General features: G+C 70.0%; 20 protein-coding genes. 12 read left to right on the forward strand and 8 right to left on the reverse strand.

Annotated features, from left to right (window positions below):
• Positions 1–54: 54 nt before the first annotated feature.
• From ACFU6I_RS05520 to ACFU6I_RS05530, 3 genes are all read right to left on the reverse strand, one after another.
• A complete protein-coding gene (locus ACFU6I_RS05520; protein ID WP_384362211.1) occupies positions 55–1,269 on the reverse strand; it encodes a branched-chain amino acid ABC transporter substrate-binding protein in 1,215 nt (404 codons plus the stop codon).
• 634 nt (positions 1,270–1,903) lie between these two features.
• The gene (locus ACFU6I_RS05525; RefSeq protein WP_384361930.1) at positions 1,904–2,374 is read right to left on the reverse strand and encodes a PaaI family thioesterase; all 471 of its coding nucleotides are present in this window, start codon (positions 2,372–2,374) and stop codon (positions 1,904–1,906) included.
• Positions 2,375–2,551: 177 nt separating this feature from the next.
• The gene (locus ACFU6I_RS05530; protein ID WP_384361933.1) at positions 2,552–4,828 is read right to left on the reverse strand and encodes an FdhF/YdeP family oxidoreductase; all 2,277 of its coding nucleotides are present in this window, start codon (positions 4,826–4,828) and stop codon (positions 2,552–2,554) included.
• A 157-nt stretch (positions 4,829–4,985) separates the two neighbouring features.
• Between ACFU6I_RS05530 and polA the strand changes: the two genes are divergently transcribed.
• Positions 4,986–7,697, forward strand: coding sequence for a DNA polymerase I (gene polA, locus ACFU6I_RS05535; RefSeq protein ID WP_384361936.1), 2,712 nt, complete (start codon positions 4,986–4,988; stop codon positions 7,695–7,697).
• A 34-nt stretch (positions 7,698–7,731) separates the two neighbouring features.
• On the opposite strand, the gene ACFU6I_RS05540 is transcribed toward polA, so the two are convergent.
• The gene (locus ACFU6I_RS05540) at positions 7,732–8,601 is read right to left on the reverse strand and encodes a DUF4184 family protein (protein ID WP_384361939.1); all 870 of its coding nucleotides are present in this window, start codon (positions 8,599–8,601) and stop codon (positions 7,732–7,734) included.
• Between the two features lie 210 nt (positions 8,602–8,811).
• Here ACFU6I_RS05540 and ACFU6I_RS05545 point away from each other — a divergent pair, with 210 nt between their 5' ends.
• From ACFU6I_RS05545 to ACFU6I_RS05555, 3 genes are all read left to right on the forward strand, one after another.
• Positions 8,812–10,485: a lytic murein transglycosylase gene (locus ACFU6I_RS05545; protein WP_384361942.1), complete on the forward strand. Its 1,674-nt coding sequence runs from the start codon at positions 8,812–8,814 to the stop codon at positions 10,483–10,485.
• Between the two features lie 344 nt (positions 10,486–10,829).
• Positions 10,830–10,967: an SPW_0924 family protein gene (locus tag ACFU6I_RS05550; protein WP_266986840.1), complete on the forward strand. Its 138-nt coding sequence runs from the start codon at positions 10,830–10,832 to the stop codon at positions 10,965–10,967.
• 13 nt (positions 10,968–10,980) lie between these two features.
• Entirely contained in the window at positions 10,981–11,991 is a 1,011-nt protein-coding gene (locus ACFU6I_RS05555) for a DUF3068 domain-containing protein (RefSeq protein ID WP_384361945.1), read from the forward strand.
• Here ACFU6I_RS05555 and hrpB read toward each other — a convergent pair.
• On the reverse strand, positions 11,978–14,476 hold the full coding sequence (gene hrpB, locus ACFU6I_RS05560) for an ATP-dependent helicase HrpB (RefSeq protein WP_384361948.1): 2,499 nt from the start codon (positions 14,474–14,476) through the stop codon (positions 11,978–11,980). The genes ACFU6I_RS05555 and hrpB overlap by 14 nt on opposite strands.
• 37 nt (positions 14,477–14,513) lie before the next feature.
• Positions 14,514–15,326, reverse strand: coding sequence for a class I SAM-dependent methyltransferase (locus ACFU6I_RS05565; RefSeq protein WP_384361951.1), 813 nt, complete (start codon positions 15,324–15,326; stop codon positions 14,514–14,516).
• A 397-nt stretch (positions 15,327–15,723) separates the two neighbouring features.
• Between ACFU6I_RS05565 and rpsA the strand changes: the two genes are divergently transcribed.
• The 5 genes from rpsA (at position 15,724) to ACFU6I_RS05590 (ending at position 21,552) form a co-directional block, all read left to right on the forward strand.
• Complete coding sequence (gene rpsA, locus ACFU6I_RS05570; RefSeq protein ID WP_030919647.1) at positions 15,724–17,235, forward strand: 30S ribosomal protein S1; 1,512 nt, start codon at positions 15,724–15,726, stop codon at positions 17,233–17,235.
• A 632-nt stretch (positions 17,236–17,867) separates the two neighbouring features.
• Entirely contained in the window at positions 17,868–19,391 is a 1,524-nt protein-coding gene (locus ACFU6I_RS05575) for a flavin monoamine oxidase family protein (RefSeq protein WP_384362214.1), read from the forward strand.
• Positions 19,392–19,474: 83 nt separating this feature from the next.
• A complete protein-coding gene (locus ACFU6I_RS05580) occupies positions 19,475–20,413 on the forward strand; it encodes a PAC2 family protein (protein WP_266986850.1) in 939 nt (312 codons plus the stop codon).
• Between the two features lie 64 nt (positions 20,414–20,477).
• Positions 20,478–21,092 carry a dephospho-CoA kinase gene (gene coaE, locus ACFU6I_RS05585; RefSeq protein WP_384361954.1) on the forward strand — a complete coding sequence of 205 codons (615 nt, stop codon included), beginning with the start codon at positions 20,478–20,480 and terminating at the stop codon, positions 21,090–21,092.
• A 91-nt stretch (positions 21,093–21,183) separates the two neighbouring features.
• The gene (locus ACFU6I_RS05590) at positions 21,184–21,552 is read left to right on the forward strand and encodes a tetratricopeptide repeat protein (RefSeq protein WP_266986854.1); all 369 of its coding nucleotides are present in this window, start codon (positions 21,184–21,186) and stop codon (positions 21,550–21,552) included.
• A gap of 195 nt (positions 21,553–21,747) precedes the next feature.
• Here ACFU6I_RS05590 and ACFU6I_RS05595 read toward each other — a convergent pair whose 3' ends face one another.
• A complete protein-coding gene (locus ACFU6I_RS05595) occupies positions 21,748–22,026 on the reverse strand; it encodes a DUF6343 family protein (protein ID WP_326792199.1) in 279 nt (92 codons plus the stop codon).
• Positions 22,027–22,105: 79 nt separating this feature from the next.
• Between ACFU6I_RS05595 and ACFU6I_RS05600 the strand changes: the two genes are divergently transcribed.
• The 3 genes from ACFU6I_RS05600 to ACFU6I_RS05610 all read left to right on the forward strand — a co-directional run bounded on the left by ACFU6I_RS05600 (position 22,106) and on the right by ACFU6I_RS05610 (position 24,571).
• Entirely contained in the window at positions 22,106–23,224 is a 1,119-nt protein-coding gene (locus ACFU6I_RS05600; protein WP_384361957.1) for an ADP-ribosylglycohydrolase family protein, read from the forward strand.
• Positions 23,225–23,306: 82 nt separating this feature from the next.
• The gene (locus tag ACFU6I_RS05605; RefSeq protein WP_384361960.1) at positions 23,307–24,002 is read left to right on the forward strand and encodes a class I SAM-dependent methyltransferase; all 696 of its coding nucleotides are present in this window, start codon (positions 23,307–23,309) and stop codon (positions 24,000–24,002) included.
• Between the two features lie 125 nt (positions 24,003–24,127).
• Positions 24,128–24,571, forward strand: a complete 444-nt coding sequence (locus tag ACFU6I_RS05610) for a DoxX family protein (protein WP_384361963.1) — start codon at positions 24,128–24,130, stop codon at positions 24,569–24,571.
• A gap of 109 nt (positions 24,572–24,680) precedes the next feature.
• On the opposite strand, the gene ACFU6I_RS05615 is transcribed toward ACFU6I_RS05610, so the two are convergent.
• Positions 24,681–25,025: a hypothetical protein gene (locus ACFU6I_RS05615; protein WP_345514703.1), complete on the reverse strand. Its 345-nt coding sequence runs from the start codon at positions 25,023–25,025 to the stop codon at positions 24,681–24,683.
• Positions 25,026–25,208 lie beyond the last annotated feature (183 nt).

Genomic DNA, 25,208 nt, shown 5'->3' on the forward strand with positions numbered 1-25,208 from the left:
CGCTGGTAGCGCTCCCGCGCGGTCTGGTTTTCTGTTCTGACCGGGAGGGCCTGGTCAGTCCTTCTTGTAGGCCTCGCTGAGCTTGGAGACCCACTTGCCGCCGTCGACCTGGTAGGCGGTCATCATGGTGTTGGTGGTGTCGCCGAACTCGTCGAAGGAGACGGGGCCGGTGACGCCGTCGAAGCTGACCTTGCCGACGGCCTCGAGGACCTTGGCGCGGGCGTCGTCGGGGAGCTTGCCGTCGTTGGCGGCGGCGACGGCCTTGACGGCCTCGATGATGGCCCAGGTGGCGTCGTAGGTGCCGCCGCCGTAGGCCTCGTAGGCGTCCTTGTAGCCGGCCGCCTTGTAGTCCTCGATGAACTTCTTGGCGGAGTCGAGTTCCTCGACGGGCTTGCCGACGGAGGTGGCGATGTCGCCCTGGGCCTTCTTGTTGAGCTTGATGAAGTCGGCGCTGTACATGCCGTCGCCGCCCATGAGGGGGATCTGGACGCTGTCCTTGAGCTGCTGGCTCAGGGGAGCGCCGGCGGGGTACTCACCGCCGTAGTAGACGGCCTTGGCGCCGGACTTCTTGACCTTGGTGACGACGGCGTTGAAGTCGCGGTCGTCGGGGTTGACGTGGTCGGAACCGGCGATCTTGCCGCCGAGTTCGGTGAACGTCGTCTTGAAGGAGGCTGCGAGACCGGCGCCGTAGGGCTTCTGGTCGTCGATCAGGTAGACCTGCTTGATCTTCGCGTTGTTGAAGAGGTACTTCGCCGCGAAGGCGCCCTGGATCTGGTCCGTGGTGGCGGTGCGGAAGTAGGTCTTGTAGGGGCGCTTCTTGTCGCCGGTCTTCCAGTTGTCGCCCTGGGTCAGCTCGGTGCCCGTGTTGGCGGGGGAGATCTGGGTGAGGCCGGCGTCGTTGAGCGGCTTCTGCATCGACTGGGAGACGCCGGAGTTCAGGGGGCCGACAACGCCGAGGACCTTCTTGTTGTCGATGAACTTCTGGGCGTTCTGCCCTCCGACGGAGGGCTGGGCCTGGTCGTCGAGCGGCTGGAGCTCGAACTTGACTCCGGGGACGGTCTTGTTCTTGTTCGCGAGGCTGACGGCGAGGTCGGCGGAGTTCTTGATGCCGAGGCCGAGGGCGGAGAGGTCCCCGGTCAGGGGGGCGTCCAGGCCGATGACGACGGTCTGGTTGTCGCCGCCGCCGCTGCTGTTCTTGCTGTCGTCGCGCGACCCGCAGGCGGTGAGCGTCAGTGCTCCGGTGGTGAGCACTGTGGTGAGGATGAGCAAAGAACGGTGTCGCACGAAAAGTCCTTTCCCTGGCGCGGCCTCCTCTGCTTGAGGTGCCGTGTCGTTCGCCGGGCCGTACTGGGTTGGTACAGGGCCGTGCTGCAGACGCGCCCGGCGGCGCGGTGACTGGCCGTGACTCTAGGCGCAGGTGGCGGAGTCGGGGATGGGTCGGCAGAGGATGTGACTGTCTTGTTATGCCGTTGAGGAAGGCTTGAGGTGGCTGTGGCGACATGTACGGCTTTTTGCTGGACGGTGAAGTGACCGCATTCTGAGAACGCGCAGCTCTGCTAAGGGGCTTGAAGCGATCTTGGTGCTGTCGCGCGATCGGGGGCATGAGGGCGCGACGGGGCGCCCGGTGTCTGCGGGGCCGGGTGCTGTGTACGGCCCGGTGGCGCTCCGGTATTGCGCGCTTGTTACGCAGTGTTACATCGAGGGGTGTGTGGTCCACGCCCTGTGGTGTCGGGGGGCTCTGCGTGGCTGCCGAGTGGGTCACACAAGGGGTTGCGGGGTCAAGGGTGTTGGGTGTGGAGGTTGTTCAACGGTCTTGTGTGGACGGGTTGTTGTGGGTGGATATGACTCTGCCCGGCCGGATTTGCGGTCCGGTCGGGCAGAGGTGTGTTCCGGTGTCGGCGTGTCAGGCGGTGGCTGCCTCGGGGGCGTCGCGGAGCAGACAGGTGAGGCGGGCGGTGCAGACCCTCTTGTCCTGTTCGTCGGTGATGACGATCTCGTAGGTGGCGGTGGAGCGGCCGCGGTGTACGGGGGTGGCGGTGCCGGTGACGAGTCCGCTCCGTACCCCTCGGTGATGGGTGCAGTTCAGGTCGACGCCGACGGCGAGCTTGGTGGCGCCGCCGTGGAGCATGGTGCCGACGGAGCCGAGGGTTTCGGCGAGGACGGCGGAGGCGCCGCCGTGCAGGAGTCCGTAGGGCTGGGTGTTGCCTTCGACGGGCATGGTGCCGACGACGCGGTCCGCGGATGCTTCGACGATCCGGATGCCCATGCGTTCGCCGAGGTGCCCGGCGGAGAAGAGTGCGGGCAGGTCGACGCCCAGGGCGGCGTACTCGTCGATGATCTCCTGGGGGAACTTGGGTGCGGTGTGCTCGCCCATGGGGTCCGGCTCCGATCGTCTGCGGTGGTTCGTCGTTCTCTCGCTGTGTGCATCGTTCTTATCAGACGACTGAGCGAACGCTTAGTGGGTTGGGTGTGCGGATTCTCTCGGGACGTTCTGCTCCCGGACGTCCCGCTCCCGGACGTCCCGCCCCCGGACGTCCCGCTCCCGGACGTTCTACCCCTTGACGTTCTCGAAGCGGACGACGACGGACTTGCTCGCAGGGGTGTTGCTGGTGTCGGCGGTGGAGTCGAGGGGGACCAGCACATTGGTCTCGGGGTAGTAGGCGGCGGCGCAGCCCCGGGCGGTGGGGTAGAGGACGATGCGGAAGCCGGCGGCGCGGCGCTCGACGCCGTCCTTCCATTCGCTGACGAGGTCGGTGTGGGCGCCGTCGGTGAGGCCGAGGGTGCGGGCGTCGTCGGGGTTGACCATGACGATGCGGCGGCCGCCCTTGATGCCGCGGTAGCGGTCGTCGAGGCCGTAGATCGTGGTGTTGTACTGGTCGTGGGAGCGCAGGGTCTGCAACAGCAGTCTGCCTTCGGGGAGTTCGGGGTACTCGACGGGTGCCGCGGTGAAGTTGGCCCTGCCGGTGGCGGTGGGGAAGCGGCGGGAGTCGCGCGGGGCGTGCGGGAGGGTGAATCCGCCGGGTCGGGCGACGCGGGCGTTGAAGTTCTCGAAGCCGGGGACGACGCGGGAGATGCGGTCGCGGATCGTCGCGTAGTCCTTCTCGAACTCTTCCCAGGGGGTGGTGGATCCGGGGCCGAGGACGGCGCGGGCGAGGCGGGCGACGATGGCGGGTTCGGAGAGCAGGTGGGGGCTTGCGGGGGCGAGGTTGCCGCGGGAGGCGTGGACCATGCTCATGGAGTCCTCGACGGTGACGAACTGCTTGCCGCTTGCCTGGACGTCCTTGTCGGTGCGGCCGAGGGTGGGCAGGATCAGGGCTCGGGTGCCGGTGACGGCGTGCGAACGGTTGAGCTTGGTCGATACGTGGACGGTGAGGCGGGCGCGGCGCATGGCGGCCTCGGTCACGGTGGTGTCGGGGGTGGCCGCGACGAAGTTGCCGCCCATGGCGAAGAAGATCTTGGCGTCGCCGTCGCGGAGGGCCTGGATGGAGCGGACGACGTCGTAGCCGTGGTGGCGTGGTGAGGTGATGCCGAATTCCTTGTCGAGGGCGTCGAGGAATTCGGGGGCGGGGCGTTCGAAGATCCCCATGGTGCGGTCGCCCTGGACGTTGGAGTGGCCGCGGACGGGGCAGACGCCGGCGCCGGGCCGCCCGATGTTGCCGCGGAGCAGGAGGAAGTTGACGACTTCGCGGATGGTGGGGACGGAGTGTTTGTGCTGGGTGAGGCCCATGGCCCAGCAGACGATGGTGCGCTTCGAGGCGAGGATCATGCTGAGGGCCTGCTCGATGGTGGCGCGGTCGAGCCCGGTGGCGGTGAGGGTCTCGTCCCAGTCGGCGGCGCGGGCGGCGGCGGCGAATTCCTCGTATCCATGGGTGTGTTCGCGTACGAAGGCGTCGTCGACGGCACCTTCGGTCTCCAGGATCATCTTGTTGAGGAGCCGGAAGAGGGCCTGGTCGCCGCCGATGCGGATCTGCAGGAAGAGGTCGTTGAGGGCGGTGCCCCTGATCATTCCCTGGGGTGTCTGCGGGTTCTTGAACCGTTCCAGGCCGGCTTCGGGCAGCGGGTTCACCGAGATGATCCTGGCGCCTGCGGATTTGGCCTTCTCCAGGGCGGAGAGCATCCGGGGATGGTTGGTGCCGGGGTTCTGTCCGGCGACGATGATCAGGTCGGCCTGGTGGAGGTCCTCGAGGAAGACGCTGCCCTTGCCGATGCCGATGGTCTCCGTGAGGGCGGAGCCGGAGGACTCGTGGCACATGTTGGAGCAGTCCGGCAGGTTGTTGGTGCCGAATTCGCGGGCGAACAGCTGCAGCAGGAACGCGGCTTCGTTGCTGGTGCGGCCCGAGGTGTAGAAGAGCGCCTCGTCGGGGGAGTCGAGGGCGCGCAGTTCCCCGGCGATGATCTCGAAGGCGTGCTCCCAGGTCACTTCCTCGTAACGGTCGGCGCCTTCGGGCAGGTACATCGGCTGGGTGATGCGGCCCTGCTGGCCGAGCCAGTAGCCGCTGCGGGTGGCCAGGTCGGCCACGGGGTGGGCGGCGAAGAAGTCGGGGGTGACGCGGCGCAGGGTGGCTTCTTCGGCGACGGCCTTGGCACCGTTCTCGCAGAACTCGGCGGTGTGCCGTTTGTCGCCCTCGGGCCAGGCGCAGCCGGGGCAGTCGAAGCCGTCCTTCTGGTTGACCTTGAGGAGGGTCCGGGCGGCGCGGCGGACGCCCATCTGTTGTTGGGCGATGCGCAGGCTGTGGGCGACGGCGGGCAGTCCGGCGGCGGCGTGCTGGGCCGGTTCGACGTGCGGTGCGTCCTGGACCGGGTCACCGGTGGGCGGCTTGGTGGCCATGTCTGCTCCCCTTTGAGCCGGCGGCGAACCTGCGCGGTGCCGCTGCATGCGTTCCTGTGGTTGTTCCTGCCGTCGATCGTGTCACGCGGCGCCGGGCGTGTGCCGGGCGAGTGGTCTGCGGTCCGGATTGTCGGTGGTCCGTGGCAGGATCGGGGACGTGGCTGAGACGGCATCGAAGAAGACGGCAGACAACCGACCGCGCCTGCTCCTGATGGACGGGCACTCCCTGGCGTACCGGGCGTTCTTTGCGCTGCCTGCGGAGAATTTCACGACGGGAGCGGGGCAGCCGACGAACGCGGTGTACGGCTTCGCGTCGATGCTGGCGAACACGCTGCGCGACGAGGCGCCCACGCATTTCGCGGTGGCCTTCGATGTCTCGCGCAAGACGTGGCGGTCGCAGGAGTTCCCGGAGTACAAGGCGACCCGTTCGAAGACGCCGGACGAGTTCAAGGGGCAGGTCGAGCTGATCGGCGAGCTGCTGGACGCGATGCGTGCCGATCGTTTCGCTGTCGACGGTTTCGAGGCGGACGATGTGATCGCCACGCTGGCGACGCAGGCCGAGGCGGCCGGCTTCGAGGTGCTGATCGTCACCGGTGACCGGGATTCGTTCCAGCTGATCACGGACAACGTCACGGTGCTGTACCCGACGAAGGGTGTCTCGGAGCTGACGCGGTTCACTCCGGAGAAGGTCGAGGAGAAGTACGGGCTGACGCCGCAGCAGTACCCGGACTTCGCGGCGCTGCGTGGGGACCCGTCGGACAATCTGCCGGGAATTCCGGGCGTCGGGGAGAAGACGGCGGCGAAGTGGATCAACCAGTTCGGTTCGTTCGACGACCTCGTCGCGCGCGCCGACGAGGTCAAGGGGAAGGCCGGGCAGAATTTCCGGGACCATCTGGAGTCGGTGAAGCTGAACCGCCGGCTGACCGAGATGGTCCGCGACGTGGAGCTGCCGAAGACTCCGCAGGACCTGGAGCGTGCGCCGTACGACCGCTCGGCGGTCACGGGTGTGCTCGATGTTCTGGAGATCCGTAACCCGAGCCTGCGCGAGCGGCTGCTCGCCGTGGACCCGGGGGCCGCGGAGGCCGAGGCCCCGGCGCCGGCCGCGGGTATCGAGCTGGACGGTGCGGTGCTGGGTGCGGGCGAGCTCGCGCCGTGGCTGGCCGAGCACGGCGGGCAGCCGCTCGGTGTCGCCACGGTCGACACCTGGGCGCTGGGCACCGGCAGTGTGACGGAGGTCGCACTGGCCGCCGGTGGCGGGGCGGCGGCGTGGTTCGACCCGGCGCGGCTCGACGAGGCGGACGAGCGGGCGTTCGCCGCGTGGATCGCGGACGCCGGGCAGCCGAAGGTCATGCACAACGCGAAGAGTGCGATGCGGGTCTTCCCCGAGCACGGCTGGCAGGTCGACGGCGTCGCGATGGACACGGCGCTGGCCGCGTATCTGGTCAAGCCCGGCCGCCGTTCCTTCGCGCTGGACGCCCTGTCGGTGGAGTATCTGGGCCGGGAGCTGACCCCCGCGGCGGCGTCCGACGGGCAGCTGGCGTTCGGTGCGGACGACCAGGCGGAGGCCGAGGCGCTGATGGCGCAGGCCCGTGCGGTCCTGGATCTGGGCGAGGCGTTCACCGTGCGGCTGCAGGAGGTCGGCGCCGCCGAGCTGCTGCATGACATGGAGCTGCCGACGTCCGCGCTGCTGGCCCGCCTGGAGCGGTACGGCATCGCAGCGGACCGGGAGCATCTGGAAGGCATGGAGCAGCAGTTCGCCGGCGCGGTGCAGCAGGCGGTGAAGGAGGCGCACGCCGCGGTGGGCCGGGAGTTCAACCTCGGGTCGCCCAAGCAGCTTCAGGAGGTTCTCTTCGGTGAGCTGGGGCTGCCGAAGACGAAGAAGACGAAGACGGGTTACACGACGGACGCGGATGCGCTGGCGTGGCTGGCGGTGCAGACGGAGCACGAGCTGCCGATCATCATGCTGCGCCATCGCGAGCAGGCGAAGCTGCGGGTCACGGTCGAGGGTCTGGTCAAGACGATCGCGGCGGACGGTCGTATCCACACCACGTTCAACCAGACGGTCGCGGCGACCGGCCGGCTGTCGTCGACCGACCCCAATCTGCAGAACATTCCGGTCCGGACGGACGAGGGCCGGGCGATCCGCCGTGGTTTCGTCGTCGGCGACGGGTTCGAGACGCTGATGACGGCCGACTACAGCCAGATCGAACTGCGCGTGATGGCCCACCTGTCGGAGGACGCGGGGCTGATCGAGGCGTTCACGTCCGGTGAGGACCTGCACACGACGGTCGCTTCGCAGGTCTTCGGTGTCGACAAGTCCGCGGTGGACGCGGAGATGCGCCGCAAGATCAAGGCGATGAGTTACGGGCTCGCGTACGGCCTGTCCGCGTTCGGTCTGTCGCAGCAGCTGAACATCGAGGCGGGCGAGGCGCGCGGTCTGATGGACACGTACTTCGAGCGGTTCGGCGGGGTACGTGACTATCTGCACCGGGTGGTGGAGGAGGCGCGGTCCACCGGTTACACGGAGACGGTGTTCGGGCGCCGCCGCTACCTCCCGGACCTGAACAGCGACAACCGGCAGCGCCGTGAGATGGCCGAGCGGATGGCGCTGAACGCACCGATCCAGGGCACGGCGGCGGACATCGTCAAGGTCGCCATGCTCCAGGTCGACCGGGCGCTGACGAAGGCGCGGCTGAAGTCCCGGATGCTGCTCCAGGTCCATGACGAAATCGTGCTGGAGATCGCCAAGGGCGAGCGGCAGCAGGTGGAGGAGATCCTGCGCCACGAGATGTCGACGGCGGTGCAGTTGCGTGCCCCGCTGGATGTGTCGGTCGGCGTGGGTGCGGACTGGGAGTCCGCCGCGCACTGACGTGGGCGGGGCGGTCCCGGCGGTGGTACGGGGCTCAGTCGCCGGGCGGTCTCGACACCAGGCCCGTCCGGCGGCCGGGCCTCCCGGTCCCGGTCGGCGGCCGGTCCTGCTTCCGTTCCCGGAGCCGTATCCACGCCGCGTACAGCACCAGTCCGACGGCGAGCCCTGCTCCGGCGCCGAAGCAGGCGGTGGGGATGATGTCCAGTGGTGTGTCGATGTGCCCGAAGTACGCGTACCAGCGGGCGCACCGGTGGACGATGCCGAGCAGCACGCAGAGGCTCAGCAGGGCGCCCGCGTACCACCGGTCCCGGCGGTCGAGAACGGGTACGGACCGCGGGGCGGGCCGGGTCCCGGCCCGCCGCAGCCCCGACACGGTGAACCAGCCGAGGACGGTCAGAGCCAGGGCCGAACTGCCGTACTGCACCAGCTGGAACACCGGGAATCCGCCGGCGCTCTCACTGAGTACCGGTATCAGCCGGGTGCCCCACCGGTCGTGATGGGTGAACGCGTCCCACACCACATGGCTGCCGGCCCCGAGGACCGCCGACAGGACGAACCAGGCACCTTCCCGCGCGTCCCGGGGCCCCTGCCGCTCTCCCCGTACGAAGGTGTGCACGCGCCCCTGCCAGGGCTGCGGGAGCAGTGCCACCAATGGTTCGCGCAGCAGCAGCCACAGCGCCACGAGCGCCGCCGTGATGAGCACGTCCACCGTGAACACACCCCACACGGCATGGGTGACCTCCCCGAACTCCATCGCACCGGGGATCGCCGTGTCCGCGTAGTACGTCATGTCGGGGGCGAACGAACCGGCGACCAGCGCCGAGGCGAGGAGCGGCCCGCGCCCGGTGCCGTTCCGGCGGATCACCGGGAGGACGGCGGCGGCATGGCTCAGGGTGAACGGCATGGCGGCAAGTATGCGCGAGTGCGCCGGACGAGGATCCGGTGCTTGTCCGATGCACAGTCGACGCCCCCTGTACAACTTCCGGTCTGCAACGTGAAATACCGGTGAGAAGCGGTCAGGTCCCTGTGTTCGAGCGGCACAAGTTGCCGTAGGGTCGCCTGAGTCCTCGCGCTGGGGAGCGCGGGCAGCCGTCGACGGGGAGGGACCAGACGTATGGCAGCGCAATTCGGCCGCCGACTGCGCCGAGGGGCGACCACCACTGCGGTGGCCGCAGTTGCTGTGGCGGCGCTCGCCGCCTCGCAGGGCCCCGGCGCAGTACTCGCATCGGACGGCGGCGGCGCCGGTGGTGACCAGTCGGCCGCCGGTTCCACACCGTCCGACGACTCCCCGGCCACCGGCAATTCGCCGTACTACACCGACCTGCCTCCGCTGGTCAGCCCCAACAAGCCCGGTACGTCGACGAATCTGCCGATCACCGGCAGCGCGCAATCGGGCATACCGGCTTCGGTTCTGGGCGCGTACAAGAAGGCCGAGCGGTCCCTGGCGGACACCGACGCGGCCTGTCGGCTGCCGTGGCAGCTCCTCGCCGCGATCGGGAAGGTCGAGTCCGGCCAGGCCCGCGGCGGCCGGGTCGACGCGAACGGCACCACGTTCTCCCCGATTCTCGGCCCGGTCCTCAACGGTCAGGGCTTCGCCATGATCAAGGACACCGACAACGGGGCGTACGACGGGGATTCGACGCACGACCGTGCGGTGGGCCCGATGCAGTTCATCCCGTCGACGTGGGCGACGTGGGGTCAGGACGGCAACGGCGACGGCCGCAAGGACCCCAACAACATCTACGACGCGGCGCTCGCCGCCGGGCACTATCTCTGCGCCGGCTCGCGCGACCTGACGGTGGCGGCCGACCTCGACCGGGCGGTCCTCAGCTACAACCACTCGAACGAATACCTCCGTACGGTCCGTTCCTGGTTCGACTACTACAAGCGCGGCACGCACGAGGTCCCCGACGGCAGCGGCGCCGTCCCGCCGCCCCTCGACGGTGGTACGGATCCGAGCAGGAACCCCGTCACCTCGCCGTCGCCGACCCCGCCGGCGAGTCCGAAGCCGAAGCCGGACCCGAAGCCGGACCCGAAGCCTTCGAAGCCGGGCGGCGGTTCGACGAGCCCCAAGCCGACTCCCGAGCCGACACCGGCACAGACTCTCGGCGCCGTGGAGAACGCGGGCACCGGCAAGCTGACCGCCACCGCGGGCGACGCGTTCGCAGAGCGGATCAAGGTGCGGGCGAAGAACAAATCGGGCGGCCCGCTCGCCAAGGTGTCCATCACCTTCACCATCGCCGGTGACACCGACACCCGCTTCGAGGGCGGGAAGAGCGCGGTCACCCTGGCCACCGGCGCCGACGGCACGGTGACGGCTCCGGTGCTGCAGGCGGGCGAGAAGACGGGCCGGTTCACGGTCCGGGCCATCGCCACCGGACGTTCGCTGCCGGCTGTCGCGTACACCGCGACCGTGACGGCCCGGCAGGCCGACGCGATCGCCAGGACCGACGACAAGGCACTGACCGCCGCCCCCGGCGCCGAGTTCGCCGACACCGTCGCGGTCAAGGCCACGTACCGGGGTGCGGTCGCGTCCGGTGTCGCCGTCACCGCGACGATGATCACCGACGGGGACGCGCCGGTGGAGAACGACAAGGGCCCGTACTTCAAGGACGCGGACGGCAACACCGTCCGCACCCTGACGGACCTGAAGACCGGCGCCGACGGCACGCTGACGCTCCCGAAGATCTACGCCGACGACACCACGGGCACGTACAGGCTCCGCCTGACCACCGAGGGCGGCGCCACCGTCGTCATCGAGCTCGACGTCGAGGCGCCCGCCGCCTGACGACGGCCCCGGAGCCGTACCGCGCCCTCAAGCAGCCCCTGTGCCACCACCCGGCACAGGGGCTGCTTCAGGCGTGCCGTCGGAAGTCCCGCCTGCCCCGCGACGCCTGGCACGCACGCTCGCTGCGTTGCCGGGCGTCGCGAGCCGGCGCCCATTTTGTGAGCTCCTCCAAGTATGTCCAGTACGAGGACGACCCTCCGCCCTGCGATGCACGCACCCCGGCCCCGCTCCCTCACCCACCCCCGATTGCCGGTCGGTTCTGCGTGTTCTCATCTCGCGTCTCCATTGCTACGGTGCCCCAACCCTGACGCCCAGTCAGATCTGCGCTCTCCGGGAGGCCGAGCATGCGTGCCGTCATCGCCGCCGCCATCGGGCTGGCCGCGGCCCTCGCTCTCGTGTTCACGGTCACCGCGATCGGCGCACCACCCGGCGAGACCTCACCCAAACCCCTGCTGACCACCGTCCCCGGACCCAAGAAGTAGGAGGGAGGACGCCATGCGCCGCCGAGCCGGACTCGTACTCCTGGCCTTCGCCGTCTTCTTCGCCGCTCTGTCGCCACTGCTGCGCTGGTACGCCTTCCCGAGGCTGGCGAAGGTCCCGCCGAGCCAGTACCAGGAGGTGGTTCTGGAGGCGAAGCCCGCCACGCTCCTCGACTACAACGACGGCATGAAGGTCAAGCAGGTCCCCAAGGTCACCATCGTGCAGACCCTCAAGGGCAATGTGGAGGAGTCCGAGAAGATCGAGCGCAGCGCCGGCCGCGACGTCGTCGTCTGGGACGCCCTCAGCTACGTGGTCGACCCGAACGGTGCGATGGTCTCGCAGATCCCCGAGCGCTACATCTTCGACGCGCACAGCCAGGCCCCCGTCCATGCCACCGGCGAGAGTGTCGACGGCGACCCCGTCGAGCGCGAGGGCATCGAGTTCAAATGGCCGTTCCTCACCGAGAGGCGCGACTACGAGTACTTCGACGCCCAGACCCGTACCAGTTCGCCGATCCACTACAGGGGCACCCGGACGTTCCGCGGCATGGACGTGTACTACTTCGAGCAGACGATCCCGTGGACCGAGGTCCCGATGCCGAAGAAGATGCCGATCGCGGGCGTGACCGCCGCGCAGGTCGCCAAGACGGGCATGACGCGCTGGTACACCACCAAGCGGATGTTCTGGGTCGACCCGGTCACCGGCGCGCCCGTCAACGGCGAGGAGATCCACAAGGAGGAGCTGCGCAACGCGAAGGCGATGGGCATGTCCGAGGACACGGTCACCGCGTTCGCCGGACACGTGAAGATGCGCGAGGACTACATCGAGTCCACCGTCGCGCTGGTCACGTCCCAGCGTGTGCTGATCCTGCTGCTCACCTCGTACCTGCCTCGGGGATTCCTGGTCCTTGCCGCCGGGCTGCTGGCGCTCGCGCTGTGGCTGGAGGCACGTTCCCGGCGGCCGGGCGGCCGGGAGCCGGAGGCGGCGACCGCACCCGCCCCGGATCCGGCGCCTACTCCCGCCTGAGCCGCGCCGAGGTGTACCGGGTCGCCGCGACCGTCGTCGGGTCCTCCGGCCACGGATGCTTCGGATAGCGGCCGCGCAGCTCCGCCCGCACCGCCCGGTATCCGTCCTGCCAGAACGACGCCAGATCGGCGGTGACCGCCGCCGGGCGGCCCGCGGGGGAGAGCAGGTGCACGAGAACCGGCACCCCGGCCACCTTCGGTGTCTCGGTGAGACCGAACAACTCCTGGAGCTTCACCGCGAGTACGGGCTGCGCCCCGCCGTACTCGACCCGGATCCGGGACCCGCTGGGCACCTCGATCCGCTCGGGTGCCAGCTCGTCCAGCCGGGCCGCCTCGCCCGTCGCCCACGGCAGGAGCCGCCGCAACGCCTGCCCGGCGTCGATGCGGGCCAGGTCGGAGCGGCGGCGGGCCCGTGACAACTCGGGCTCCAGCCATTCCTCGGTACGCGACAGCAGCGCATCGTCCGACACATCGGGCCACGGGAGCCCCAGCTCCCGGTGCAGGAAGGTGAGCCGCTCACGCAGCTGCCCGGTCTCCCGGGTCCAGCGCAGCAGACCGAGTCCCTCGCGCCGCAGCCCGTCGACGAGCGCTGCCCGCACCAGCGCGGGGTCCGGCTGCTTCAGCCCCCGCACGGACAGTTCGACAGCGCCGAGGCGTTCCACGGAGCGGGCCACCACGTCCTGGCCGTCCCACCGGACCTCCTCGCCGGCGAACCGCAGATGCCCGGCGGCCAGCCGCGCCGTGTCCTCGTCGATGACGGCTGCGAGCCGCACCCGTGCGGACGCCGCGTGCGCCGGCCGGTCAGCGACCGCGACGGCCAGCCAGGGTGCGCTGCGCAGCCGCGATCCGTCACGCAGCTCCGCGCCCGTCCCCGATGCCATCAGGAACGCTCCTTCGCCGCGGGCGCGAGCCACCCTCTCCGGGAACGCCAGCGCGGCCACCAGGCCGACGGCGGCATCATCCGTGCCGGAACCCTCGCGGGCGCCTTCCAGGGACGACGACAGCCGCCGTACCTCCTGCCGCCAGCGCGCCGCGTAGCTGTCGCCGCCCCGCCCGGCGGTACGCAGCGCCGCCGCCAGGTCGTCCCCGTACTCCCGGGGCGGCTCCTCGCTCAGCAGCGCCACCACCTCCGCCGCCCGGCGCCCGCCCACCTCGTCCGCGCCGTCCAGCAGCGCACGGGCGAGCCGGGGATGCAGGCCGAGCCGCGACATCCGTACGCCCCGGTCGGTCACCCGGCCGACCGCGTCCACCGCGCCGACGGCCGTCAGGACCTCGCGGGCCGCCCCCATCGCCCCGGCGGGCGGCGGGTCGAGCAGCGCCAGCCCCGACGCGTCCGGATCGCCCCAGCAGGCCGCCTGCAGGGCGAAAGCCGCCAGATCGGCCACCTTGATCTCCGGCGACGGGAACCGGGCGAGCCGCCCGTCCTCCGCCTGTTCCCAGCACCGGTACACCGCGCCCGGGGCCTCACGCCCCGCCCGGCCCGCCCGCTGTCTTCCGGTGGCCTGCGAGGCCCGCACGGTCGTCAGCGCACTCAGTCCGCGGGCATGATCGGTACGCGGCTCCCTGGCCAGGCCCGAGTCGACGACGATCCGCACCCCCGGCACCGTCAGCGACGACTCCGCGACGGAGGTCGCCAGCACCACCCGGCGCCCCTCGGACGAGCCCGCCAGCACGGCGTCCTGCACCGCCGCCGGTGCCCGCCCGTGCACCTGCAGCACCTCCGCGGGCACCCCCGCCAGCTGTCCCGCCACCCGGCCGATCTCACCGACGCCCGGGAGGAAGCAGAGCACGTCGCCGTCCCGCTCGGCGAGCGCCCGGCGCACCACCGAGGCGACATGCGTCAGCAGCGCCGGGTCGACCCGCATCCCGTGCGGCGGCCCGACCGGTCTCACCGGCGGTGCCCACACCACCTCCACCGGGTGCGACACGCCCTGCGCCTCGACCACCGGCGCATCGCCGAGCAGTCGCGCCCACCCCTCCGCGTCCGTCGTCGCCGACGCGGCGACCAGCCGCAGATCGGGCCGGATCGCCTCCCGTACGTCGAGGAGGAAGGCGGCGACCGTGTCCGCGTCCAGATGCCGCTCATGACACTCGTCGATGATCACCGCATCGACCCCGGCGAGCTCCTGGTCGCGCTGGAGCCGTTGCAGGAGCACACCGGTGGTCACCACCTCCACCACCGTGTCGCGCCCCACCACACGCTCCCCGCGGACCGTGAATCCCACACGCTCCCCGGTCCGCTCCCCGAGGAGCCATGCCATGCGCCGGGCCGCCGCGCGGGCCGCGATCCGGCGCGGTTCGGCGACCACCACACGGCGCGCGGGGCCGTCGCCGACCAGGCCGGCGAGGACCAGCGGGACCAGCGTCGTCTTGCCGGTGCCGGGCGGTGCGCAGAGCACCGCGACACCCCGGTCGTCGAGCGCCTGCCGGAGCGCGGGCACGGCGGTACGGACGGGCAGCCGGTCGAGGGCGTCGGTACGGATCACGCCCCCAGTGTCGTACTCCGGTCCTTCGGGCCCGCGCTCAGTCCCGCACGCAGACGAAGATCGCCGTGCCCGGGATCAGGTTTCCGCGCAGCGGGGACCAGCCGCCCCACTCCTGGTTGTTCCAGGCGGGCCACTCCGGCTCGACCAGGTCGACCAGGCGGAACCCGCCGGCCACCACGTCCCGCACCCGGTCGCCCACGGTCCGGTGGTGCTCGACGTACACGGCATTGCCCCGCTCGTCCTGCTCGACGTACGGGGTGCGGTCGAAGTAGGAGGCCGCGACGGACAGGCCCTCCGGCCCGGGCTCGTCCGGGAACGCCCAGCGGATCGGATGCGTCACCGAGAAGACCCAGCGGCCCCCCGGGCGCAGCACCCGGTGCACCTCCCGGAAGACCTGCACGGGGTCGGCGACGAACGGCACCGCGCCGTAGGCGGAGCAGGCCAGGTCGAAGGAGCCGTCCCGGAACGGCAGCACCCCGGCGTCCGCCTCCACCAGCGGGACCTCGTCGCCGATCCGCAGCGCGTGCTGGAGCTGGCGGTGGGAGAGGTCGAGGGCGACGGGACGGGCGCCCTGGGCGGCCAGCCAGCGCGAGCACTGTGCCGCGCCCGCACCGATCTCCAGGATGTCCAGACCGCTGAGCGACTCCGCGGGGCCGAGCAGGCCGGCCTCGGCCTCGTCGAGACCCTCCGGGCCCCAGACGAAACGGTCGTCGCCGAGAAACGCGCCGTGGTCGCTCTGGTACTCGTCTGCGTTCCGGTCCCACCAGCCGCGACTTGCCCGGCTGCTCTCCGCCTCCCCGGCGCTGCGGCGGGTCGCTTCCGGTTCGGTGGTGTAGATCTCTTGGCTCATCGTGTCCGTCGTTGTAGTTTGCCTTCACCCCACCGGACGCGGTACGTACCTAGGGGTACCTGTGAGTACGGAACCGTGGTCACGCAACACGGCCGGGACCGATGTGGCCTCGGAGAACATGAAGTGTGTCGGGTTTGGGCCCCTGTGTCCCTCGTGTGCGCCTTCGCGCATTGACCCTGCCCGGCTGCCCCCGTATGCTACAAGTTGCGCTGCGAGCCTGCGCGCCTCAGACCTAGCAGGCCGCGCTTGCGTCTGTTGTATGTCCCCTCGGTTCACGAGGCTCCTCCCGTTCCGCGGGTCGGGTGCCTCCCAGGCTGTCCGGCTTCTGCAGAGGCGATACGGGCTCTCGGCGTAGCAGTACCTACGACTCACTGTCCGTACCGGAGCCCTTTCCCACATGACGAGCAGCACCGAGACCACCGCCACCACTCCGCAGGTTGCGGTCAACGACATCGGCGACGCGGACGCGTTCCTCGCGGCGATCGACGAGACGATCAAGTACTTCAACGACGGCGACATCGTTGACGGTGTCATCGTCAAGGTTGACCGGGACGAGGTTCTCCTCGACATCGGTTACAAGACCGAAGGTGTCATCCCGAGCCGCGAGCTCTCGATCAAGCACGACGTCGACCCGAACGAGGTCGTCAAGGTCGGCGACGAGATCGAGGCCCTGGTTCTCCAGAAGGAGGACAAGGAAGGCCGCCTGATCCTCTCGAAGAAGCGCGCTCAGTACGAGCGTGCCTGGGGCACCATCGAGAAGATCAAGGAAGAGGACGGCATCGTCACCGGTACCGTCATCGAGGTCGTCAAGGGTGGTCTCATCCTCGACATCGGCCTCCGCGGCTTCCTCCCGGCGTCGCTCGTCGAGATGCGTCGTGTCCGCGACCTCCAGCCCTACGTGGGCAAGGAGCTCGAGGCCAAGATCATCGAGCTGGACAAGAACCGCAACAACGTGGTCCTGTCCCGCCGTGCCTGGCTCGAGCAGACCCAGAGCGAGGTCCGTCAGACCTTCCTCACGACCCTGCAGAAGGGTCAGGTCCGCTCCGGCGTCGTCTCCTCGATCGTCAACTTCGGTGCCTTCGTGGACCTCGGTGGCGTCGACGGTCTCGTGCACGTCTCCGAGCTGTCCTGGAAGCACATCGACCACCCGTCCGAGGTTGTCGAGGTCGGCCAGGAAGTCACCGTCGAGGTCCTCGACGTCGACATGGACCGCGAGCGCGTCTCGCTGTCGCTCAAGGCGACGCAGGAAGACCCGTGGCAGCAGTTCGCCCGTACGCACCAGATCGGGCAGGTCGTTCCCGGTAAGGTCACGAAGCTCGTTCCGTTCGGTGCGTTCGTGCGCGTCGACGAGGGCATCGAGGGTCTGGTCCACATCTCCGAGCTGGCCGAGCGCCACGTGGAGATCCCGGAGCAGGTCGTCCAGGTCAACGACGAGATCTTCGTCAAGGTCATCGACATCGACCTCGAGCGCCGTCGCATCAGCCTCTCGCTGAAGCAGGCCAACGAGTCCTTCGGTGCCGACCCGGCCTCGGTCGAGTTCGACCCGACCCTGTACGGCATGGCCGCGTCCTACGACGACCAGGGCAACTACATCTACCCCGAGGGCTTCGACCCCGAGACCAACGACTGGCTCGAGGGCTACGAGACCCAGCGCGAGGCGTGGGAGACGCAGTACGCCGAGGCGCAGCAGCGCTTCGAGCAGCACCAGGCCCAGGTCATCAAGTCCCGCGAGGCCGACGAGGCCGCTGCGGCCGAGGGCGCTGCTGCCCCGGCCGGCGGTGCCCCGGCTGCCTCCGGCGGTACCGGTGGCGGTTCGTACTCCTCGGAGTCCGCGGACAACTCCGGCGCCCTGGCGTCGGACGAGGCCCTGGCTGCCCTGCGCGAGAAGCTGGCGGGCGGCCAGAGCTGACGCTCTGACCTTCCGGTCGGTCATCGACTGCAGTAGCTGACAAGTGAGGCCCGCTCCCTTCGGGGGGCGGGCCTCACTTGCGTCCGGGGTCGGGTTCCAGGGGGTGACCGTGATGTCGGTCAGGCCCCTGACGCCGATGGCGGTGTTGCTGCGGTGGACGGTGGACGGCGGGCTTGCGCCGTAGTTGGTGACGCTGAACGCGATCTGCTTGTCGCCGGTGGAACCGGTCAGGTCCGAGACGCCCTCGCTCATGCCGCGGCCGTCGTGCCCGGTCTCCTGGATCCGCACGTTTCTGATGGCGCCGTTCGCATCGAAGGGTTCGAGTCGTTCTCGTAGGTGATTAATAGGTGCATACCTGAACGTGTCGCCTTGTGGCGGCAGGGGTGGAGCGTGCCCCGGTCAAGGTTTGGATCATTCATCTCCGGTGGTCGCGCTGCCGTGAACGGAGAGAAACGTGCGAGATACACGAGTAACTGACGGGCCGTAACACACGCTTGCCAGGATCCCGGCAACCTCAAGATCCGAAGGGGAGCAGGGGCATGATGCATACGTCGTACAACCCGCCCGTCGTCACGGGCGCGAGCCGCCGCAGCTTTCTCCGGCAGGTCGGGATCACCGGTGGGGCGGGCGCGATGTTCGCGACCATGGGGGCCCTCGGCCTCGCCCCCACCGCCCGGGCCGCACAGCGCGAACCGGCCTTCCGTGCCCCCAGCAAGGGCGACTTCACGCTGAAGGGGAAGGCCGCGGCCAAGGTCGTCGTCGTGGGAGGCGGCATCGCCGGACTCGCCGCCGCGTACGAACTGGGCAAGGCCGGCTACGACTGTACGGTCCTGGAGGCCCGGAGTCGTACCGGCGGCCGCAACTTCACCGTGCGCGGCGGCGATTCCACCACCGATGCCTACGGCAACACGCAGACCGCCCGGTTCACCGACGGGCAGTACATGAACGCGGGTCCCGCCCGGATCCCGCAGTGGATGGTCACCCTCGACTACTGCCGCGAACTCGGCGTCCCCATCGAGGTGTTCACCAATGTGAACGCCCATGCGTATATCTTCAACGAGAAGGCCGGCATGAAGGCCCCGGTGCGCTACCGCACCGCGAAGGCCGATGTGTACGGCTACGTCGCCGAACTCCTCGCCAAGGCCACCGACAAGGGCGCTCTCGACCGGCAGATCACCGCCGAGGACCAGGAACGACTCCTGGAATTCCTCAAGGACTTCGGCGACATCGGCGACACCCTCGACTACACCGGCAGCGCCCGGCGCGGCTACCGCATCGACCCCGCGGCCGCCGGAACCCCCGGCGAGGAACTCGGCTCCGTACCGTCCGCCTCCGAGGTCTTCGCCAGCGGCGTCGGACGCTACTTCTCCTTCGAGTTCGAGTACGACCAGGCGATGCTGATGTTCCAGCCGGTCGGCGGCATGGACCGGATACCCGCCGCGCTCACCCGGGTGATAGGCGAGCGCCGGATCCGTACCGGCGCCGTCGTCGGCGACATCACCGACACGGCCCACGGCGTCACCGTCACGTACACCCAGGGCGGGCGCACCCGCACCATCGATGCCGACTACTGCATCGCCGCCCTGCCGCCCAACATCCTCGCCAAGACCGCCCACAACCTCGGCCCCGCCGTCCAGGCCGCCCTGGAGGCGTGCAAGCCGTCCTCCGCCGGCAAGATCGGTCTGGAGTACCGCAGCCGCTGGTGGGAGACGGATCACCGGATCTACGGCGGCATCACCGAGACGGACATGGACCTCGCGCACATCTGGTACCCCTCGTACGGGCACCACGGGGAGCGCGGCACCCTCATCGGGTACTACAACTACGGCGCGCAGGCCGACGCGTACGCGGCGCTCACCCCGCGCGAGCGGGAGGCGCGCGCCGTCGCCCAGGGCGTGAAGATCCACGGCGAGAAGTACCGTACGGAACTCGCCTCGTCGTTCTCCCACCACTGGCGCCAGACCCCGCACCTCGAGGCCGCCTGGCACTCGCTGTCCGGCGGCCCCGACGCCCCCGCCTTCGCACCTCTCAACCAGGCTGCGGGCCGCGTCTACTTCGCCGGTGACTACCTCAGCCACACCGATGCCTGGCAGCACGGAGCGTTCACCTCCGCACGGAAGGCGGTCACCGCGCTGCACGCGCGTGTTCTGGCGTAACCACCCTGTGAAAGGGCACAGGCTGGGAATGCCTGTGCCCCGCCGGGCGTTCTCTCCCAGGAATACAAGGAGGAGCGGTAACCGTGCCTGATCCGCAGAGTTTGTACGAATGGGAGCCGAAGGGCCTGGCCGTCGTCGACATGGCGCTCGCCCAGGAGTCGGCCGGCCTGGTCATGCTCTACCACTTCGAGGGGTACATCGACGCGGGTGAGACCGGCGAGCAGATCGTGGACGGCCTCCTCGAGACTCTGCCGCACCAGGTCGTGGCCCGCTTCGACCACGACCGGCTCGTCGACTACCGCGCACGGCGCCCGCTGCTGACCTTCCGGCGTGACCGCTGGGCGGCGTACGAGACCCCGACGCTGGACGTCCGGGTGGTCCAGGACGCCACCGGGGCGCCCTTCCTGCTCCTGTCCGGGCCCGAGCCGGACGTGGAGTGGGAGAGGTTCGCCTCCGCCGTCGAGCAGATCGTCGAGCGGCTGGGGGTGCGTCTCGCCGTCAACTTCCACGGCATTCCGATGGGCGTCCCGCACACCCGGCCGGTCGGCATCACACCGCACGGCAACCGCACGGACCTGATGCCCGGCCACCGCAGCCCCTTCGACGAGGCACAGGTCCCCGGCTCCGCCGAGGCACTGGTGGAGTACCGGCTGATGGAGGCCGGGCACGACGTCCTCGGCGTCGCCGCCCATGTGCCGCACTACGTCGCCCGCTCCGCGTACCCGGATGCCGCGCTCACGGCACTGGAGGCGATCACGGCCGCGACCGGCCTGGTTCTGCCGGGCATCGCGCACTCCCTGCGCACGGAGGCCCACCGCACGCAGACGGAGATCGACCGCCAGATCGACCAGGGGGACGAGGAGCTCGTCTCGCTCGTCGAGGGGCTTGAGCACCAGTACGACGCGCTCGCGGGCTCCGAGACGCGAGGCAACCTGGTCGCGGAGCCGGTCGACCTGCCGTCCGCCGATGAGATCGGCCTCGAATTCGAACGATTCCTCGCCGAGCGGGAGGGCGACGGCTGACCGCCGGCGCGGACGGCGTGACCGGGCCATGACCGCGCCCGGGGGCGGGGCTAATCTCTCGACCATGCTGAAAGTGGGCCTGACCGGCGGAATCGGCGCCGGCAAGAGCGAAGTGTCACGACTGCTCGTCTCGTACGGAGCGGTACTGATCGACGCCGACCGGATCGCGCGCGAGGTCGTCGAGCCCGGGACCCCCGGGCTCGCGGCCGTCGTCGAGGCCTTCGGCGACGGCATCCTCACCGCCGACGGGACCCTGGACCGGCCGAAGCTCGGTTCCATCGTGTTCTCCGACGCCGACCGGCTCGCCACGCTCAACGCGATCGTGCACCCACTGGTCGGCGCACGCTCCGCCGAACTGGAGAGGGCGGCGGGACCCGACTCCGTCGTCGTCCACGACGTCCCCCTCCTCACCGAGAACGGACTCGCCCCCCTCTACGACCTGGTCGTTGTCGTGGACGCCGCCCCCGGGACCCAACTCGACCGGCTCGTACGGCTGCGCGGCATGACGGAGCCCGAGGCTCGCGCCCGGATGTCCGCGCAGGCCACCCGCGAGCAGCGACGGGCCGTCGCCGATCTGATCGTCGACAACGACGGACCGCTGGAGGCGCTGGAACCGCAGGTCCGCAAGGTCTGGGAGGAACTGGCGCAGCGGGCCGCTGCCGCCCCCGGGCGGGACTGACGCGGCGGGCCGCCGCGGGCCGGTCCACCGACCGGAATACCTGCACCCGGCCGGACGTTGGAAACGGGTTGACGAAGGGAAGGATGCGACCGTGCTCGAGAGGACCCCGGAAACCCATGTCATCGACTTCCGCGCGGCCGAACGCCTGCTGGCCGCGCGCGACCCGCGGGGCGCGGTCAAGCTGCTGGACTCGGTGATCGCCGCCCATCCGGAGAACACGGCTGCCCGTCTGCTGCGCGCACGCGCCTTCTTCGCCGCCGCCCAGCTGCGCCCGGCCGAGCTGGAATTCGAACTCGTCCTGGAGCGCGAACCGGACAACGCGTTCGCGCACTTCGCACTGGCCCGTACCTTCCAGCGGTCCGGCCGTTCGGAGCAGGCCGTGCGTCACTTCCGGCTGGCCGCCGCACTCGACCCGAACCCGGAGTATCTGCGGGCGGCCCGCTTCGACACGGACGGCTGACGCCACGGTCCGTTCATGAGGATCACGGCTCTCGGGACGGGCCCTCCGCGGATCCGACCGGGGTCGGACCCGGTCCTGCCGAGCGGTGATGCATGCCTGCCCGTAGGCCGGCCGGCTGTGCGGCGACGGCTTCCCCTACCGGTCCGGCCCTGATTCCTGTCCCTGATGACGGAGCCCAGCGTCGGGACCCGGAGGTCAGTGCCCGTACCGACCGCGACCACCGTGGTCCGGTTCGTACGGGGGGATGTTGCGGCCCGGCTGGTAGTGCGGGCCCTGGTGGATGTGGTGGACGATCACTGCCAGATCCACCAGCGTCAGCAGAAGCAGCAGGCCGCAGGCCGCGGCCCAGCCCGGACGGTCGACCAGGCTGAAGGCTGTCAGGCCGAAGAGTGCCCAGGCCATGCCCCATAGACTCAGGCACAGCCGCAGGCGCAGCGGGCTACGTGCGGTCATCGGTTCATTGCCGGTACGCATGGTGATCGCCTCTCCTCCCAGGATGGACCCGCGGTCGCGGTTTTGAGTAACGACGACGACAGAACGTGGGGGACCATCCGTGAACGGCACACCATGGGGGTACAGCGCCACCCGCCGGGCCCGGGTCCGCGGGTCGCTGCTCGGCGGTGCGATCGGGGACGCCCTGGGAAACCCGGTGGAATTCCTGTCGCTCTCCGGTATCCGCCGGACCTACGGGGAGCAGGGCGTCCGGGAGCCTGTCGCGGACGGGGACGGGGTCGTCGGCCGGGTCACCGACGACACGCAGATGACCTTGTTCACCGCGGAAGGGCTGATCAGGGCGCACTCCCGGGCCATGTCGAAGGGGATCGGCGGCGCCGAGACCGAGATTGTCCGCAATGGCTATCTGCGCTGGCTCGACACCCAGAACCATCCGGCACCGCCCGCCCGCGGCGGGGACGACCTCGTACGGACCGGGTGGCTGCGGCAGCAGCGCTTCCTGTATGCCCGGCGGGCCCCCGGCAATGCCTGCCTCACCGGACTCGCGGCCGGCCACATCCCCGACCCGACGGGACCGATCGGCCTGCCGGGCCCGGTCAACACCGGGTCCAAGGGGTGCGGCACGGTGATGCGGTCCGCGCCCTTCGGCCTGATCGGCGAGGGAGCTGCGACCGGCTTCGCGTTCGCCGCCCGCTGTGCCCAGATCACCCATGGGCATCCGACCGGTGCGGTCGCCGCCGGGGCTTTCGCCGCGATCATCGCCCATCTGCTGGAGGGCGACTCCATGGCGGGTGCCGTGCTGCGCGCCATGGAGCTGCTGGCCCGCCACCCGGGGCACGAGGAGACGACGGCGGTGCTGCGCGCGGCCGTCGATCTGGCCGCGCAGGGGGCGCCGACCGCCGAGAAGGTGGAGTCGCTGGGGGCGGGCTGGGTGGCCGAGGAGGCCCTCGCCATCGCCGTGTACTGCGCCCTGGTGCTGCCCGGCGCCGACGACGTGGCGGAGTCGCTGCTGCTCTCGGTCAACCACTCGGGCGACAGCGACTCCACCGGCTCGGTCTGCGGCAATCTGCTCGGCGCCCACCACGGTGACGTGCAACTTCCGCCCTCCTGGCTCGTGCTGACGGAGGGACGATCCGTGATCGCCGAGCTGGCGGATGATCTGTGCCTGGAGTTCGAGCAGGCCGTGGCATGGCCGCAGGAGCGCTATCCGGTGTGCTGACGGACGCCGGACGTCGAGGAGCCCGGCGCGGGAGGGCGTCGCGTGCGGGAACCGTGCCCAACAGCCGTCCGTTCGGATGCATATGAGCGGACGACGGGTGCGTGAGGGATATTCGGGTACGGGCCCCGGCTCGATCACTCCGGACGGTTGCGCGGTCGAGCTGTACAGACGGCTTTCCGTCGGCGACGAACCGGAGGTGATCGCGTCGGCGGTGCCCGCCGGTGCGAGCATTCTCGAACTCGGCTGCGGGGCGGGCCGCGTGACCCATGCGCTGGTCGAGCGCGGCTTCGAGGTCACGGCCGTGGACGAGTCGCCGCAGATGCTGGAACACGTACGGGGCGCGCGTACGGTGCAGAGCCCCATCGAGTCCCTCGATCTCGGTGACGAGACCTTCGACGTGGTGATGCTGGCGTCCTTTCTGGTGCATACGAGCGAACACCGGGTGCGCGACGGAATGCTGCGCGCCTGCCGACGGCACGTCGGGGAAGGCGGCGTCGTGCTGCTGCAGCGTGAGGGTCTCGACTACCACACCGATCTGCCGCGGGAGCGCGTCGACGCGTCAGGCTGCATCGTGCGGATCGTCTCGGCGGACCCCGTCGGCGACGAGGTGAACGCGGTGCGCGCGGAGTACGTCTTCGACGATGCGCGGTGGACCCAGACCTTCCTGTCGCGAGAGCTGACGAAGGAGCAGTTCGAGGGGCATCTGGAGGCGGCGGGACTGACCGTGGACCGGTATCTCACGGCTGACGGGGTGTGGGTGCGGGCCCGGCCCACCTGATGCTGCGACGGGGCAAACCTTTCCGGTCGCAGCACCAGGTGCTGGAGATGCGATGAGTTCCGGAGGGCGGCGGGGTCTACCCCTGTGTACGCGACACCACGCGACGCTTCTTCGAGGAGACCCCGATGTCCGAGATCACGACGGCGACGAACACGACGACCACCGACGCCACGAGGGAGAGCACGGCACGCAGCCGCGGGGCGGTCGCGCTGACCGTCGCCAGGGTCGTACTCGCCCTGTTCTTCGCCTTCAGCGCGTTCGCCAAGCTGATCGCCCATGAAACCGCGATCGAGACCTTCGACCGCATGGGCTGGAGCCATGGCGCGATGTATCTCATCGGCGCCCTGGAGATGGCAGGCGCCATCGCCCTGCTGGTGCCCCTGCTGTCGGGCGTCGCGGCGATGGCCTTCGCCGGGCTGCTGGCCGGCGCCTCCATCGTCCAACTGACGCTGCTCGACCCGGTGAACGCGATCATGCCCGCACTGCTCATCGGGCTGGTCGTCCTGATCGCCCGGGAGCGGCGGGACAGAACGGCACGGCTGGTCGCGCTCATCCGCAGGCGCGCGTAGGGCGAGCGGGTCACCGCGCGTCCACTGTACGTCCACTGCCGCAGCCCGGCACCGAACAGCGTCCCGCGGACGCGCCTCGGTACCGGGCTGCGGAAGCTCGTCGCCGCGGTCAGTGGACCGTGCTGAAGCTGCGCCAGGGAAGGGAGGTCGCTGCGTTCACATCGGTGAGCGTGGTGGCGACATATGTGGTCCCCGGGCCCGTGCAGTCCCGTGTCCGGTACAGGATGATGTCGATCAGGGTCCCGTTCTGCACTGCTTTGGCACCCGGAACGAGCCGGTGGCAGCCCTTCACCGAGGGGCTGTTCAACATGATCACGGCATCCCGCTCGGTGACGTAGGTGACCGGCCCGACCGCGGTGCGACCGAGGCCGGAACAGCCGGCGACGGTGAGGGTCAGGAGCGCGGTCCCGGCTGCGATGCCGAGACGGCGGCGTCGTTGATCGATCACGGGCATGGGCGGGTCCTCGTCTGTCTCGTCCGGCTCGTCCGTACATCAGGTGCTGACGATGGTCACCCTGCCCTCTCCCGGCAGTCCCGGCATCCGGTGCGGGGCCTGCCGGGTGATCATCCCGTGGGTCGGGGTTCGCCCGGTGTACTTAATGGGCATAACGTGGTAATAGCGGCGCGAATCAGGCAT

This window comes from Streptomyces sp. NPDC057486 (assembly GCF_042802415.1).
Taxonomy (GTDB): domain Bacteria; phylum Actinomycetota; class Actinomycetes; order Streptomycetales; family Streptomycetaceae; genus Streptomyces; species Streptomyces yanii.